This is a genomic window from Xylella taiwanensis (assembly GCF_013177435.1).
GTDB classification, from domain to species: Bacteria; Pseudomonadota; Gammaproteobacteria; order Xanthomonadales; family Xanthomonadaceae; genus Xylella; species Xylella taiwanensis.
Map to the genome: position 1 here is coordinate 97,144 of NZ_CP053627.1, position 15,170 is coordinate 112,313.

Genomic DNA, 15,170 nt, shown 5'->3' on the forward strand with positions numbered 1-15,170 from the left:
GAAAACTACAGCAATAATATTTGAGTGTATGCTCCACTGGCCACTTGGTCCGCACTCATAAAAATGAGAGTTACATCAGACGGTGCGGCGCCTTTGTTGCAAGCGCGCAGTGTGCACAATCTTCCAATTCATTGTTCAATGCATACGTTGTTGGTCCTTGCCGTAGACAGCCTTTTCTAGTGCGGTAGTCCAGTCCGATCTCAGTATTGCGAGTTAAGTTCTAAAAGAATGCATTGGAATTACGTGATGCAAACGTCGATATCACCGATATAAATTGTGACTTTTGTCAAATATGAAATTTGATGATTATCAATTTTTGCATGCGACGACTGATGCTCTTAATGTTGGTTTTTCCCTTATAGATATAGACATCTTGCACATTCCTCTACATTGGTTTTGGATTGATTGTCATCCCTCTGTCTGTGTTAGTGATTACACATAATGTTGGGTAACACTCTTGTAGTTGTAGTTTGAGGCGCGGGGTGGTCATTTTGTTTGACGGCAAAGGCATCATCGGTTGACACAACAGTAAATGATGTACGCTTCCAGAGAACTTCATCCAGGAGTGACGTATGTATCAAGGCAATACGTTACTTGCTACTGCTGCATAAGTGAGTAAGTGCAAGGCAGCAAGATCATTTATTGCACTGCATGCGCTCATTGGAGAGGCGCGTATCCAACTGTAGGTTTGGGTTGCATTGGATGCTCAAACTATCTTGCTTGATGGAACATGACATCTTTGCTGTGCATCTACAGTGAACATTTGATGTTCGGTACATTACCACTATTGGCGGCTTGCAACTGTCGTCTGAATCATCAAAAAAGCCATTCTGTAATTCGAGGAGGTGCGGTTGTTACAGTGACTATCCAATGTAGGCATGAGGTATTGAACAGCCGGCTGGTCGTGGGTATGTTCGTTAATCAGATGATTCAGTTTCGTTTGGCCGTGCTTCTGCCCTAGCCGATAGGAAAGAGTAACGCTGCACCGATTGGCACGTCAGTCTTCAGCGCAGCGGCAAGTGTGGTCATGTCTATTTGCCATACCATATCCGGTATCAACGATCGGGGCATCGCACATCTATGCATGGACTTTGTTCGGTAAGGTCACAGTCGCACTTTGGCATGTGCGTGATGGCTGCCATAAACCTATTACGCACATATCTCAGTAGCCATCTTGGGTGCTTTCTTGGTGTGGGATCTGATTACATGGGGAGGTGACGAATTACCAGCGAGCGCCATGGTATTGCGTTGACGTAATCATGGATGTTCGCCGTTATTCGGCCTGGATCATTTCTTTCGGGTGTAAGAGATGTGATCTTTTTAGTAGTGGTTGGAGAAAAACAGCTTCAAATGATTGCTCATCCTCAGACCATAGAGGATGCAGGGCGATACAGCTTCGGAACTGGATAACCTTGACGAAGGTTGTTCAGAAGGATTGAAGTGTTTTTGGCACGTGTATCGTTCGAAATAACGTTCCTCTACACCTGGAGAGGTAGTGCAGTAACAGCGTGGTGTGTCCTCAAGCATTTTGTCCAGATCGAGGCATGACATGAAGAATCGCTAAAGTCGTAGCTGATTACGATTAAGGAAAGGATGGGTATAGATAATCTGGTATTGGAGTTTGTCCAATACATCTCTAGATCATTGCCATAACCACCCATTACCAGCTTGCTTTTACAGCAACGTACTGAGGCCCAGCAATGCAGTCAGCACGGTTTCCCGCCGCACTGCTTCGCGATCACCATCGAATTTAAAAAACTGTGGTTTGGCGTAACCGCCACGTCGTTTCCAGCTAATCCAGACACTACCGATTGGCTTGTCTGTACTGCCGCCGTCAGGTCCGGCAATCCCGGTCACTGCTATTGCGATGCTGGCACCGGAGTGTATCAACGCGCCGGAGACCATCTCCACCACAGTTTCACGGCTGACTGCACCATGTATCTCCAGCGTCTCCGGGCGCACTCCGAGCAACGCCTGTTTGGCTTCGTAACTATAGGCGACTATGCCGCATTCGAACCAAGCGGATGAGCCTGGGACATCGGTGATCGCTTTGGCGATCCAGCCGCCAGTGCAGCTCTCTGCGGTTACCAACCGTTCGTGCGTCATGCAGAACTGTTTACCCAAGGTTTCAGATAGGTTATGGATCTGCTGGTCGGTCGCCATTGTTGGTACGCATAATGAGGGAATCCCCATTGTTGTTGTAGCTGAACTAAACTTGCCTGTCTTCTATGAAGTGCATGCATGTTTCAATGGTCATGATGCAGATAAGTGGCTTGGTGTGGTAAGCGTAAACTGACCAAGAACACTACCACCATCATCGTTGCGACGTACCAGAAGAACACCGTTTCCAGGCCAAAGCTCTTGAGTCCGAGGGCAACATATTCGGCCGAACCACCAAACATGGCGTTGCCCATCGCGTAGGCAAAGCCCACGCCTAGCGCACGTATTTCTGCTGGGAACATCTCGGCTTTCACGATGCCGGAGATCGAGGTGTACAAGCTAACGATCGCCAACGCTCCCACAATCAGTATGAATGCTGGTAGCGGCGCATGAACATGTTGTAATGCTGCCAGAATCGGCACAGTACAGACTGCACCTGATGCACCAAACAGCAGCATGCTGTTGCGCCGACCGATATAGTCTGACAGTAGGCCGAACAACGGTTGCATGCACATATAGACAAACAGCGCGCAACTCATCACCAGACTGGAGGTCTGTTTGGACAAGCCGGAACTGTTGACTAGGAATTTCTGCATATAAGTGGTGAAAGTGTAGAAAATCAGCGAGCCGCCAGCGGTATAGCCAAATACGGTCAGGAATGCGGCACGGTGTTCGCTGAACAGCGCTGATAGCGAACCGGCGCGTGGGTCATGTCGGCTATTTTCTGATTGAGTCTCGCTCAGTGCGCGGCGTAGCAGTAACGCAACCGCTGCGGCAATCGCGCCGATCATGAATGGAATGCGCCACCCCCAGACACGCATTTGAACCTCAGTGAATAACGCCTCCAGCACTACCAGGGTCAACACTGCCAGTAACTGGCCACCGATCAGCGTGACGTACTGGAACGAGGAATAGAAGCCGCGTCGTCCACGCAGTGCGATTTCACTCATGTAAGTCGCGGTAGAGCCGTACTCACCACCTACCGACAGGCCTTGTATCAGACGTGCGACCAGCAATAAAAACGGCGCCCAAGCGCCAATCATATTATGGGTCGGAAGCATGGCGATCATCAGCGAACCGGCACACATCATCATCACCGAGATCAATAGTGAGCGTTTGCGTCCGTAGCGATCGGCAATCCGTCCGAACAGCCAACCGCCGATGGGTCGCATGAAGAAGCCCGCGCCAAAGATGGCTGCAGTGTTGAGTAATTGTGCGGTTTGATTGGATGCAGGGAAAAACTGGGAGGAAAAATACAGTACGGTGAATGCGTAGACGTAAAAATCAAACCATTCGACCAAGTTGCCGGAGGAAACGGCCATGATCGCGAAAATGCGACGGCGCTTCTCTTGAGCGGTGTAATACGAGAGTGGGGGAGTGTGTGTGTCGGACATCGGATCGAGGTCCCGTGGTAACGTCAAAAACTGTCAGTGTGAACTATCTTAAAACTTAAGTGTGGTAACACCGAGTGTCCGCCGTAGCATATCGTGAGCACAGACTCGGATCCCAGGTCTCACAGCGATTCTGCAGCAAGGCACGCAGCGGTGCCCCGTCGTCGCTTGCGGCTAAGCGCTCTACTTCAGCTAAAGGCAGATCAATGTGTAGTAACCAACCACCATATTCATCGGTCTGCTCTTCACGCACTCCATTCAGTTGGTGCAGGCGCGCGCGCAGACGTCCTGCCGAAGGCAGTAAGCGTAACTCGCCCTGTACATGTTGCATCTTCAAACGATTACTCAATACTTGTTGCAGCAACTCAAGTCCGTGTCCATGATGTGCGGACAACCATACGCGCTCGCGCCGTGCGAGGTCAGGTATACCGTACTGTGCGTCTTGACGCACCTCTGCACCCTCAATGCGGTCGATTTTGTTGAACACCAGTAGCTGCGGCAGTTCACCGGCACCGACCGCTTGTAGTACTTCGTCTACCTGGTTGATACGTTCCTCGCGCAGCGGATCTGCTGCGTCAATGACGTGTAGTAGTAGATCAGCTTCGCGCGCTTCGGATAGCGTAGAGCGGAATGCGGCCACCAGTTCGTGCGGCAGATTACGTACAAAGCCGACAGTATCTGCCAGCATCGCACTGCTGCCGCCAGGCAGAACAATACGGCGTACTTTGGGGTCTAGCGTGGCGAACAGTTGGTCGGCAGTGTAAGCAGAGGCACCTGTTAGTGCATTAAATAGAGTCGATTTGCCGGCGTTGGTATAGCCAACTAGGGCGATACGAGGCAGTTCACTACGGACTCGTGCACGACTCATCTGGGTGCGCTGCACCTCGACTTTACCTAGGCGTTTTTGTAGTTGCTCCACCCGCTTTTGTAATAAGCGGCGATCAGTTTCCAACTGCGTTTCACCGGGACCACGCAGACCGATTGAACCACCGCGCTGGCGCTCCAGGTGGGTCCAGCCACGTACCAGTCGTGTTGCCAAGTGTCGTAGCTGTGCCAATTCGACTTGCAACTTGCCTTCGTGGCTGCATGCGCGTTGTGCGAAGATGTCCAGAATAAGTCCGGTACGATCAATCACGCGACGTTCAAGAGACCTTTCCAGATTACGTTCTTGCACGGGGGATAGTGCATGGTTAATTAGGATCAGGTCTGCACCGGTGGCATCGGCGGTTCCCTTTATTTCCTTTAACTTGCCACAGCCAATCAGTGTTGACGGGTTCGGACGATTAATCCGAACCGTTAGCGTTCCAGCTACAGTTGCTCCTGCCGATCTAGTCAGATCAGCAAATTCTTCCAAAGCGCCGTCTTCGGTAGAGTGATTGGTGAGGGGCTGGATCAGCAACGCGTACTCGCCTTTGCGTGAGCGGTCAAACACACCTCACTCCTGGATCATTCCACTTCGTCATCGTTAATTTGTAACGTATCAGCACCTGATTGCACATAACCTCCACCAGGCCCAACTCGCACGTTGCGCGCTGGTACCACTGTGGAAATGGCGTGCTTGTACACCATCTGGCTAACAGTATTACGCAGCAGAACGACAAATTGATCGAATGATTCGATTGTGCCCTGCAGCTTGATGCCATTAACCAGATATACCGACACAGGTACCCGTTCGCGACGCAGCGCGTTTAGGAAAGGATCCTGCAAAGATTGCCCCTTAGCCATCGCAAACTCCTTTATTTTTCTTATTACTCCGGTCAGCCTGTTTGTTTTCCTAGTCGGCTCCGGAGGCATAATGTTACACCGGTGAGACGCAGTCGACATGTTTTTGTCTGTTTAAAAATGCTTCTACTACTTTCTCGATTTTGGATTGATCATGTTCTGGATCGAACCAAAGGGCATCTAGTTGGCTGCGCAGCCATGTCAACTGGCGTTTGGCGAGTTGACGCGTGGCGGCAATGCTACGCTGATACATCACATCGGCAGTGTAAATTCCGTCCAAGTATTGCCAAGATTGTCGGTAGCCTACCGCACGCATCGCTGGCAGATCCAGTGGTCGAGCCATTGTGTGGATGTATGGTACTGCACGTAAAGCATGCACCTCGGCAAGCAGACCATTGTCCAGCATCGCCTTGAAGCGTTGTGCGATCCTGACGTGCAGTATTTCCCGATGGACCGGTGCCAGCACCAGCTTAAGAACCCGCAACGGTAACCGTTGCTTGGACGGCTGCTTTTGCCAATCGCTGATCGATCGTCCGCTCATGCGATAGACTTCCAGCGCACGCTGAATCCGCTGTGGGTCCGTGGCTTGGATACGGGCAGCTGCGATCGAATCGACCTCGGCCAAGCGTTTGTGCAGTGCTGCCCAATTCTCGCGTGCGGCCTCGGCAGCGATCATCGCACGTATTCCAGGATTGGCTGCAGGCATATCCGAGAGACCTTCCAGTAACGCACGGAAGTACAGGCCAGTGCCGCCAGCTAGGATTGGTAATGCACCACGTGCAACGATCATTTCGATTGCTGCGCGAGCATCATGCGCGAAATCGGCTGCAGAATAGATTTGCCAAGGTTCACAGATGTCGATCAAATGATGTGGTACTGCTGCGCGCATCGCCGCATTCGGCTTGGCTGTACCGATATCTAAGCCGCGGTAGACCAGAACTGAGTCAACACTAACGACCTCCCCTCCCCAACGCTTGGCAATATCTATGGCCAGCACGCTTTTGCCGCTGGCGGTTGGCCCCATTAGCGCAATTGCCAGTGGTCTAGTGTCGACTGGCATCAATAACAGGTTGCTGTCGTCTGGGTACGTGGTGTAGGCACAGATGCTGCTGAGACTGCCTGCCAAACTTTGAGGGCATCCACCATAGCCGCCACGTCATGCACCCGTACGATTAACGCGCCGTGTTGTACCGCAATTAAATGTGCAGCGACGGAAGCGTACACGCGTTCGGTCGGTAACTGACGTCCGGTCAGTTCACCCAAGCTGCTCTTGCGTGACCACCCGACCAACAATGGTACGCCGAGTTTGGTGAAATGTTCCAGTGCAGTTAGCAGTGCAATGTTATGCGCGGTGGTCTTGCCAAAACCGAAACCAGGATCGACCAGCAATCGGTGTCGTTCGATACCGGCCATCTCGGCTGCAAAAAGCCGCTCGACCAGGAAACGGTGTACTTCATCGACCACATTGTCATACTGTGGTGCTTGCTGCATCGACTGCGGTTCACCTTTCATATGCATCAACACCACTGGTACAGCTAATTCTGCTGCCGCCTCAAGCGCACCAGGCATGCGTAGTGCATAGATGTCGTTAATCAAGCCGGCACCGGCCGCGACTGCCGCGCGCATCACCTCAGGTTTGCAGGTGTCTATGCTAATGACAGCGTTGCCGTGCGCAGCCAATGCATTGATGACCGGCATCACGCGGAGTAGTTCGTCCTCCAGCGACACCGGCTCTGCACCGGGACTGTTGGACTTGCCACCGATATCGATGATGTCTGCGCCCTCGGCAATCAGACGCAATCCATGTGCGACTGCGGCCTCGACGGAGACATAAAGGCCTCCGTCGGCAAAAGAATCAGGAGTAACGTTGAGGATGCCCATTACCAGTGGGCGGTCCAAACGCAAGGTGCGCCCGGCGCAGTGCAGGGTTGGGATAGTATCAAACATCAGAAACTTCCTAACTTCCTTAAGGTAACGAGCATGGTATGGGTGATCGTCAAGCTGATAAATGCACTAACAGCAGTGCCAATCATGGTTTTCAACGTATAGAGCAGTTATATCGCTGGTGAGTTGATCATGGCACAGCACACAGCATGCCTAGAAAGTAATACTACTGTCATTGCTATTGCTATTCGTATCGTAGCCTGACGGTTTATTGCATTTCAAAGACACAATCGGCCCTGGATTGCTCCAGGACCGGGGTTGTGGAGGTACGGTGATTAATTGTTTGGATCAGGTCTGCTCAGCTGGAATAACAATAGTCGTTAACGGGCGGGGGTTGCTCATGTCGTCGTCGCTACCCTTGTCAGAAGACTTGCCCCAACCAACCGGAGGTGGTGGCTCACGGCCTTCCATAATGGCATCAATCTGAGGTGCGTCGATGGTTTCGTACTGCAGCAGCAGCTGCGACATGGCGTGCAGTTTATCCAGGTTGTCGGCCAAGATCTGTTTGGTGCGAGCGTATGCCTTATCCAAGATTGTGCGCACTACCTCGTCGATCTTGCGAGCGGTCTCGTCGGAGACATTTTTATGCTGGGTGACAGAACGGCCTAGAAACACTTCATCCTCTTCTTCACCATAGGCGACCGGACCCAGCTCATCCGAGAGCCCCCACTTGGTGACCATATTGCGCGCCATCTTGGTCACACGTTCGATATCGTTAGAAGCCCCAGTGGTGACTTTGTCGTCACCGAAGATTAATTCTTCTGCAACACGGCCACCATATAAGGAGCATAGTTGCGACTGGATCGCCACCTTATTGATTGAGTATTTGTCCCCTTCCGGCAGATACATGGTGACGCCTAAGGCGCGGCCGCGCGGGATAATCGTGACTTTGTATACAGGGTCATGCTCAGGTACCAAGCGGCCTACGATGGCATGACCAGCTTCGTGGTAAGCAGTAAGGGTCTTTTCTTCCTCACTCATTGCCATTGAGCGGCGTTCAGTGCCCATCAGTATTTTGTCGCGGGCAGAGTCGAAATGGTTCATTCTGACTTCCTTTTCGTTGCCACGTGCGGCGAACAATGCTGCTTCATTGCACAAATTGGCCAGGTCAGCGCCAGAGAAACCAGGGGTGCCACGCGCAATCACGAGGGGTTCGACGTCATTGGCCAACAGCAATTTGCGCATATGAACACGTAGGATCTGCTCACGACCTTTAACATCCGGCAGACCAACCACAACTTGGCGATCGAAGCGACCTGGACGTAGCAGCGCTGGGTCGAGTACGTCTGGGCGATTCGTCGCGGCGATCACGATCACTCCCTCACCGCCTTCGAAACCGTCCATCTCGACCAAAAGTTGGTTCAAAGTTTGCTCGCGTTCGTCATGACCTCCGCCTAAGCCTGCACCTCGGTGACGGCCGACCGCATCGATTTCGTCGATGAAAACAATGCATGGTGCGTGCTTCTTGGCCTGCTCAAACATGTCACGGACGCGGCTAGCGCCGACGCCAACAAACATTTCGACGAAATCAGAGCCAGAAATAGAAAAAAACGGCACTTTGGCTTCCCCAGCGATCGCTTTGGCTAACAACGTCTTGCCGGTGCCTGGAGGGCCAACCATCAATACTCCGCGTGGGATTTTGCCGCCGAGCTTGGTGAATTTGGTAGGGTCACGCAAAAAGTCGACTAGTTCACCGACTTCCTCTTTGGCTTCGTCGCAACCGGCGACGTCAGCGAAAGTGATTTTGATTTGGTCATCACCTTGCAACTTCGCGCGGGATTTTCCAAACGACATGGCACCTTTAGCACCACCACCCTGCATCTGGCGCATGATGAAAAGCCAGAATCCAATGATCAGGACGACTGGTAGGAAATTCAATACCAGAGACCAAAAGCCCGGACCGGTGGAAGGCTTCTGCCGAGTCATCTCGATGTTTTTGCTGTATAACACGTCGACCAGCTTGTCGTCGCGTGGGCCGTAGACCAAACCTTCGCTACCATCGGTGCGTTTGAAGCGAATCGCGTTGACAGTCAGACCGCTCTCGTCAGTATAGTTCACCGACTTGATCCGCCCGCTATCCACTTCATTCAAGAATTGTGTGTAGGTGATCGGTTCGTTGCCTATTACTCCACCAATACGTGGCGAGAAACTTTGAAACACCACCATCAGTACGACGGCGACGACCACCCACAACAACAGATTTTTGGTTAAGTCGTTCATCCTCATTGGTTCCAGTGCCTCTCATCTACTCTCAATATTCGAACGCGATCGCTCACGAGCAGCTTACTTCATTCTGAGTGCGCTTGCCCTCACCGAGGACATAAACCTCTGGGGAGCGTCTACGGGAGGCTACCGGTTTGCGGATCGCAACTTTTTTATACCTGTGCCGTAATTGGCGGATATAGTCATCTGATCCGATTCCATGGAACAATTTGATTAGGAACGAGCCGCCTAGTTTCAGATGGATGTCGGCAAAATCCATCGCTAGCTCAGCTAAGTACATCATCCGCGGTTGGTCCACTGCGTCCATTCCACTCTTATTGGGGGCCATATCGGAAAGCACAAGGTCAACTGATTGGCCGCGGAGCATTATTTCGAGCTGTGATAGAACAGCTTTATCTCTGAAGTCACCTTGAAGGAACTCAATTCCAGCCAACGGCGGCATCTTCAAGATATCCAAAGCGATGACCCTGCCATGATTACCCATCTGTTTGCGTATTTGCTGCGACCATCCTCCAGGCGCAGCACCAAGGTCGACCACAACCATGTTCGGTCTGAGCAGGCGGTCACGTTTAAGTATTTCCTCTAACTTGTATGCGGCCCGCGAACGCATCCCTTCGGCATGAGCTTTTTTCACGAAGGGATCGGAGAAATGCTCCTTAAGCCAACGCTGACTGCTCTTGCTGTGCGACATGGGAAAACCAGACAATAAGATGCACTATGCTACTCTAAATCCCACTTCAGCTTCTGTTCTGCACATGCATGACCGCCGCGTTGACTTCTGCCCAGAACCGTTTCCTGCGTGGCCAAGCTCATGATCTGAAAGTCCTATTGCAGACCGGCGAGAAGGGAGTGACTTCTGGCTTTCTTTCAGAATTGAATGATGCGCTCGAACGGCATGAACTGGTCAAGGTGAAGGTCATCAATGAGGATCGCGAAATACGCGATATGCTGATTGCTAAGCTCGCTGCTCAAAGTGATAGCGTACTGGTCCAGCGTATTGGTCATGTCGCTATCTTGTATCGGTGCAGCAAGGAAAAGCGCCAAATCGTGTTGCCAAGCCCTTAAGCACACGGAGGTCAGCCTGTGCTCTTTACTCAGGAACAGCCTGATTACATATATGTCCTACGCTTTGCTGATGCCCACCATGCGAGAATCAATGATCGAGTATTGCATTCCAGTTTCATTCTGATGCCGGACAAGTTGGTTGAAGACTGGTCAGTGGCCAGTCCGGAGCAGTTGCAAGCAACCGATTTGGAACCGGTGCTGGCGTTGGCACCGACGCTGGTCATCTTGTCCACTGGTCATCACCAAATGTTTCCTCCAGCAGTGATACTGGCAACCTGCTTGACTCGTGGGATTGGCATCGAAATTATGACCAACGAAGCCTCGGCACGTACTTACAATGTGTTGGCCAGTGAGGGCCGGCGGGTGGCATTGGCGATGATCTTATCCGGCGAGGGGCGACCAATGTAATCGGGGCGACAGCGATCATCAGGCTGTCCCGATCGACTCCGACGACGCAGAAGAGCAGGGAAAGGCCTTTGCAATGGGTAATGAGGTGTTTCTTGTTGGTAAGCCTTATCAGACTGATTCAGTTCAGTGTGTGTCTTTATCCCGCAGCGGCCGGCTGTACTGCTATCTGGGGTGGCTTGGTTGAAACTCATTAGATTGACAAGATGCGGTGTGATCTGCCGCACCCGATGCAAGCGAAACCATACTCAGATCAGTGACCATGCGTGCAAAACAACGCATGTCATTGCCTGTATAGCTAAATATGTTGTGCCCAGAAGATTATTTCTCTCTTGGGAGCAAGGTTGGATGCGTTTGGACAGCATATGACTGATCTTTTTGCGTTAGGGATGTGCCTATCATCCCCAGCCAAGATACTGAATCAATGATTTGTTTTATTTCTCGGATGTCCATTGAATTCCTGTCTATGTTCTTCTTCCAACAGGAGAGCGTGATCTCCTAGGAGATCGACGAGAAAATCAAGCGTTGCAAGATGTAGCAGAAGTTAATGTTAGAGATCATCCAAGATAAAACGGCGTTGCCTGAAGCGAGCTACCCGTTTGATGATGCATCGATTGATGCCTTATCACGGTGGTATCTCGGCGGCATTCACCTACATATGGCGAATGATTTTGGCGGCTGTACTTGGAATCATGTGGAATTCGTTCAATGCCGCTGTTCGGTTGTCAAGGAATTGCTTTAATCAATAATCAATGTGGCGAGTCTGTTCGGTTCATCGTTGGGTGTGCCGAATTGTCAACTAATAAGTGTTATATCTTGTTAACCATCAAGTAGCGCTTGGTTGCGTACGGCGCCTTTATCGGCACTGGTTGCAAGTAATGCATATGCCTTCAGTGCGGCGCTGATCTTGCGCGTCCGCGGCTGCTCCGGCTTCCAACCGATAGCATTCTGTTCGAGGCGACGTGCGGTCAGTTCCTCTTCGCTGATCAGCAGGTTGATCGCACGCTGGGGGATGTCAATGCGGATATGGTCGCCATTGCGGATCAGGCCAATCGCACCCCCTGCTGCTGCCTCGGGTGAGGCGTGGCCGATCGACAAACCGGAAGTCCCGCCAGAGAAGCGACCGTCGGTGAACAGCGCGCATTGTTTCCCGAGGCCCTTGGATTTCAAATAGGACGTCGGGTAGAGCATTTCTTGCATGCCCGGGCCGCCCTTGGGGCCTTCGTAGCGAATCACCACGATATTGCCGGGTTGGACCTCGTCGCCAAGGATCCCCTTGACCGCCGCGTCCTGGCTTTCGTATACCCGGGTTAAACCCTCAAACACATGGATCGACTCGTCTACGCCGGCCGTCTTCACCACGCAACCATCGTGGGCAATGTTGCCATAGAGCACGGCTAAGCCTCCTTCCTTCGAGAACGCATGCTCTACGTCGCGGATGCAGCCCCCGGCGCGATCGATATCCAGTGACGGCCAACGTGTGCTCTGGCTGAATGCAACCTGGGTCGGGATGCCCGCTGGACCGGCTTTATAAAACGTATGCACCGCTTTATCCTGTGTTCCGATAATGTCCCATGTGGCGATGGCTTCACCCAGGGTCTTGCTATGTACGGTTGCGACGTCGGTATGTAACAGATTGCCGCGTGCCAACTCAGCTAAAATTGCAATAACACCTCCGGCGCGGTGCACGTCCTCAATGTGGTACTTCGGTGTGTTTGGAGCCACTTTGCATAATTGCGGCACACGCTGCGACAAGCGATCAATGTCCTGCATCGTAAATGGCACTTCGGCCTCCTGTGCAGCCGCAAGCAGGTGCAAAATCGTGTTAGTCGAGCCGCCCATTGCGATATCAAGGGTCATCGCGTTCTCGAACGCAGCGAATGTGGCGATGCCTCGAGGCAATGCAGTGGGATCTTCGGCGCCATACCAGCGGTGACATAACTCAACCACAGTGCGTCCAGCGTTCAGAAAGAGTTGTTTGCGGTCAGAATGAGTGGCAACGACCGTTCCGTTCCCTGGCAACGCTAAACCGAGCGCTTCGGTCAGGCAGTTCATTGAGTTGGCGGTGAACATACCAGCACACGAACCGCAGGTAGGGCAGGCACTGCGCTCCACGGCAGCAACCTCCTCGTCGCTGGCATGAGGATCGGCAGCCAGCACCATTGCGTCGATCAGGTCGAGTTTATGATCAGCCAGTTTAGGTTTACCGGCTTCCATCGGTCCACCTGAGACGAACACGGTAGGAATGTTCAGGCGTAGCGCAGCCATCAGCATCCCAGGGGTGATTTTGTCGCAGTTCGAGATACATACCAGTGCGTCGGCGCAATGCGCGTTTGCCATGTATTCAACCGAGTCGGCGATGATTTCACGACTGGGGAGCGAATACAGCATGCCGTCGTGCCCCATCGCGATACCGTCATCCACCGCAATTGTGTTGAATTCTTTGGCGACACCGCCGAGACGCTCGATTTCACGCGCAACCAGCTGGCCAAGATCCTTTAGATGTACGTGGCCTGGTACGAATTGGGTGAAAGAATTAGCGATAGCGATGATCGGCTTGTGAAAATCGTCATCCTGCATGCCGGTAGCACGCCATAAAGCACGTGCGCCAGCCATATTGCGGCCGTAGGTGGAGGTCTTGGATCTGTAATCGGGCATGGTGGTGCGAAGGTGATAGTAAAGAGTAAGTAGCAGCGCGCGCGCTGCTACAGCGGCAAATGACTGAATACAAGGATTGTGCTGCGATAAAAACGCATTCTCACGTTAGCATGTAGGAGCGCTGTATAGGATGGTGTATCCGTGTGCACCTTCTGTTTATTTTGATTGTTCAGTAATGCATGTGGCTGTGCGTGAGGTATGCTGACGAACAATTTCCCCTGCCATGACTAGCCTCTTGACGGTTTCCGGACACTTGCCTGCCGTGCTTTGCAGCAGTTTGTTCCGTACCAGCTATAGATGAAGCAATACACGTAGCGTGTGCAGCAGTGTTATGTACTTCAGCACGCTACAGTCATGCATTTTGATATGTTCAAACAGGTACTTCAGCGCCAAAACGCAGACTCTATCTCGGTCCAGACATGAGGGTGATGCTTTCGAGATGGTCCGGGAGCCCATTGATCCGCTTAACTTTCTTCAAATTGCTTGCGTTTGCACGGTTGTAATGCGATGTCTTGGCATCGCGCCGCTTGTCGCCTCCTAAGTGCTCTTTCAATGTAACGGGCTGTTGGTTGCGATCAAGTGATTCACGTTGTCGTTGGTGCCACGTGCCTGATGCAATTACCCCGAGTCGGCATCTGAGTCGATGTGCATATTCATGCCCAAGGCTTCACTGCTGGCCTGGCGTGCTCTGGAGCATTTCCGGAACGGATTGGTTGCTGGTGTTCCTGGTCCGGTGGGGTGCAGTGATCAGCGTGGTATCTATTGCCATGCCATGCTTGAGTGCCAACACGTTGGCTACGTTGTTGGTGTCCAGGAGTGGCTCTGAGCCAGGCTTTAGCGCTCCAACACGTCGTGATGCAATCGCAACATGCTGCGATTGTTGTCGATGTGTGGCGTCTTTTAATCTATCAGACCAACGAACTGAGGAAACATCAGCATGTGTTACAGCGTTTCTTTCATCTGCTGATCCTGCACTTGCATGGCTACTGCATGAAATGGATGTGCAGCATTTTCAATAGTGCGCATGGCCGGTGGCTTTCCTGCGGACAGGGAGAGCGATGCCAATGCTGCCAGATCTGGTCGCAGCATCATGTGTACTATCCCGTTGAGAAGTTCGTGCTCCCCATGTGTGCGTTGTTATCATCCAAGACTCGGATGGAGTCGATGTGTCGCTCAGGCTCTCATCTGCACTTCAATACCCTTCCCCAACATGACGTGCGGTCATGTATACGGATGAACCATTAGGTGAGTGATGATGCGGCAACCCATGCTGTTATTCATGGGGCATGGGAGTGCGTTGCATCCTGAACGCCATGTGGTGGCTTTACCAACCGCATTGCGGCGATGCTCACTGCTAAAATCCTTCGATTCTCCCTTTCGATGATCTCAACCATGAGCCAGACCGTCACCGCACCCGCCAACGCTCAAAAGCGTTACACCGTGCATCGCCGTGATCTGCCATTGAGTTGCCCGATGCCGGAGATGGCACTGTGGAACTCGCATCCGCGGGTCTATCTGCCGATAGAGGATGAACCGAATGGCGAGGTGACATGCCCATACTGTGGTGCGATCTACACGCTGATTGACTGAGCGTCTTTCTTG

The 15,170-nt window shown here is 52.2% G+C and carries 15 protein-coding genes; 5 read left to right on the forward strand and 10 right to left on the reverse strand.

The window, feature by feature from the left end:
* Positions 1-1,674: 1,674 nt before the first annotated feature.
* The 8 genes from PLS229_RS00350 to rlmE form a co-directional block, all read right to left on the reverse strand.
* Complete coding sequence (locus PLS229_RS00350) at positions 1,675-2,163, reverse strand: CinA family protein (RefSeq protein ID WP_038271852.1); 489 nt, start codon at positions 2,161-2,163, stop codon at positions 1,675-1,677.
* Between the two features lie 83 nt (positions 2,164-2,246).
* Entirely contained in the window at positions 2,247-3,554 is a 1,308-nt protein-coding gene (locus PLS229_RS00355; protein ID WP_038271849.1) for an MFS family transporter, read from the reverse strand.
* Between the two features lie 55 nt (positions 3,555-3,609).
* Complete coding sequence (gene hflX, locus PLS229_RS00360) at positions 3,610-4,983, reverse strand: ribosome rescue GTPase HflX (protein ID WP_038271847.1); 1,374 nt, start codon at positions 4,981-4,983, stop codon at positions 3,610-3,612.
* A gap of 14 nt (positions 4,984-4,997) precedes the next feature.
* On the reverse strand, positions 4,998-5,276 hold the full coding sequence (gene hfq, locus PLS229_RS00365) for an RNA chaperone Hfq (RefSeq protein WP_038271845.1): 279 nt from the start codon (positions 5,274-5,276) through the stop codon (positions 4,998-5,000).
* A gap of 73 nt (positions 5,277-5,349) precedes the next feature.
* Positions 5,350-6,333: a tRNA (adenosine(37)-N6)-dimethylallyltransferase MiaA gene (gene miaA, locus PLS229_RS00370; protein WP_038271843.1), complete on the reverse strand. Its 984-nt coding sequence runs from the start codon at positions 6,331-6,333 to the stop codon at positions 5,350-5,352.
* Entirely contained in the window at positions 6,333-7,220 is an 888-nt protein-coding gene (gene folP / locus PLS229_RS00375) for a dihydropteroate synthase (protein ID WP_038271841.1), read from the reverse strand. The genes miaA and folP overlap by 1 nt, the downstream gene beginning before the upstream one ends.
* 285 nt (positions 7,221-7,505) lie before the next feature.
* On the reverse strand, positions 7,506-9,437 hold the full coding sequence (gene ftsH, locus PLS229_RS00380; RefSeq protein WP_038271839.1) for an ATP-dependent zinc metalloprotease FtsH: 1,932 nt from the start codon (positions 9,435-9,437) through the stop codon (positions 7,506-7,508).
* Positions 9,438-9,489: 52 nt separating this feature from the next.
* Positions 9,490-10,131, reverse strand: coding sequence for a 23S rRNA (uridine(2552)-2'-O)-methyltransferase RlmE (rlmE, locus tag PLS229_RS00385; RefSeq protein WP_038271837.1), 642 nt, complete (start codon positions 10,129-10,131; stop codon positions 9,490-9,492).
* Positions 10,132-10,199: 68 nt separating this feature from the next.
* Here rlmE and yhbY point away from each other — a divergent pair, with 68 nt between their 5' ends.
* The 3 genes from yhbY to PLS229_RS00400 all read left to right on the forward strand — a co-directional run bounded on the left by yhbY (position 10,200) and on the right by PLS229_RS00400 (position 11,652).
* Positions 10,200-10,505: a ribosome assembly RNA-binding protein YhbY gene (yhbY, locus tag PLS229_RS00390; protein WP_038271836.1), complete on the forward strand. Its 306-nt coding sequence runs from the start codon at positions 10,200-10,202 to the stop codon at positions 10,503-10,505.
* A gap of 18 nt (positions 10,506-10,523) precedes the next feature.
* On the forward strand, positions 10,524-10,913 hold the full coding sequence (locus tag PLS229_RS00395) for an Mth938-like domain-containing protein (protein WP_038271835.1): 390 nt from the start codon (positions 10,524-10,526) through the stop codon (positions 10,911-10,913).
* Between the two features lie 544 nt (positions 10,914-11,457).
* Positions 11,458-11,652 (forward strand): hypothetical protein, encoded by a 195-nt coding sequence (locus PLS229_RS00400; protein WP_038271834.1) that lies wholly within the window; start codon positions 11,458-11,460, stop codon positions 11,650-11,652.
* A gap of 77 nt (positions 11,653-11,729) precedes the next feature.
* Here PLS229_RS00400 and ilvD read toward each other — a convergent pair whose 3' ends face one another.
* Positions 11,730-13,568 carry a dihydroxy-acid dehydratase gene (ilvD, locus tag PLS229_RS00405; RefSeq protein WP_038271833.1) on the reverse strand — a complete coding sequence of 613 codons (1,839 nt, stop codon included), beginning with the start codon at positions 13,566-13,568 and terminating at the stop codon, positions 11,730-11,732.
* A 655-nt stretch (positions 13,569-14,223) separates the two neighbouring features.
* On the opposite strand from ilvD, the gene PLS229_RS00410 reads away from it, so the two are divergent.
* Complete coding sequence (locus PLS229_RS00410; RefSeq protein ID WP_160165199.1) at positions 14,224-14,394, forward strand: hypothetical protein; 171 nt, start codon at positions 14,224-14,226, stop codon at positions 14,392-14,394.
* 116 nt (positions 14,395-14,510) lie between these two features.
* On the opposite strand, the gene PLS229_RS00415 is transcribed toward PLS229_RS00410, so the two are convergent.
* Entirely contained in the window at positions 14,511-14,660 is a 150-nt protein-coding gene (locus tag PLS229_RS00415) for a hypothetical protein (protein WP_160165198.1), read from the reverse strand.
* Between the two features lie 300 nt (positions 14,661-14,960).
* Between PLS229_RS00415 and PLS229_RS00420 the strand changes: the two genes are divergently transcribed.
* Positions 14,961-15,158, forward strand: coding sequence for a zinc-finger domain-containing protein (locus tag PLS229_RS00420; protein ID WP_038271831.1), 198 nt, complete (start codon positions 14,961-14,963; stop codon positions 15,156-15,158).
* Positions 15,159-15,170: the final 12 nt, after the last annotated feature.

Coding starts and splice junctions, on each gene's coding strand:
- PLS229_RS00410 (WP_160165199.1), top strand. CDS start 14,224: ATGCCCAAGGCTTCACTGCTGGCCTGGCGTGCTCTGGAGCATTTCCGG.
- miaA (WP_038271843.1), bottom strand. CDS start 6,333: ATGCCAGTCGACACTAGACCACTGGCAATTGCGCTAATGGGGCCAACC.
- folP (WP_038271841.1), bottom strand. CDS start 7,220: ATGTTTGATACTATCCCAACCCTGCACTGCGCCGGGCGCACCTTGCGT.
- rlmE (WP_038271837.1), bottom strand. CDS start 10,131: ATGTCGCACAGCAAGAGCAGTCAGCGTTGGCTTAAGGAGCATTTCTCC.
- PLS229_RS00415 (WP_160165198.1), bottom strand. CDS start 14,660: ATGATGCTGCGACCAGATCTGGCAGCATTGGCATCGCTCTCCCTGTCC.
- PLS229_RS00420 (WP_038271831.1), top strand. CDS start 14,961: ATGAGCCAGACCGTCACCGCACCCGCCAACGCTCAAAAGCGTTACACC.
- ftsH (WP_038271839.1), bottom strand. CDS start 9,437: ATGAACGACTTAACCAAAAATCTGTTGTTGTGGGTGGTCGTCGCCGTC.
- hfq (WP_038271845.1), bottom strand. CDS start 5,276: ATGGCTAAGGGGCAATCTTTGCAGGATCCTTTCCTAAACGCGCTGCGT.
- yhbY (WP_038271836.1), top strand. CDS start 10,200: ATGACCGCCGCGTTGACTTCTGCCCAGAACCGTTTCCTGCGTGGCCAA.
- ilvD (WP_038271833.1), bottom strand. CDS start 13,568: ATGCCCGATTACAGATCCAAGACCTCCACCTACGGCCGCAATATGGCT.
- PLS229_RS00400 (WP_038271834.1), top strand. CDS start 11,458: ATGTTAGAGATCATCCAAGATAAAACGGCGTTGCCTGAAGCGAGCTAC.
- PLS229_RS00355 (WP_038271849.1), bottom strand. CDS start 3,554: ATGTCCGACACACACACTCCCCCACTCTCGTATTACACCGCTCAAGAG.
- PLS229_RS00350 (WP_038271852.1), bottom strand. CDS start 2,163: ATGGCGACCGACCAGCAGATCCATAACCTATCTGAAACCTTGGGTAAA.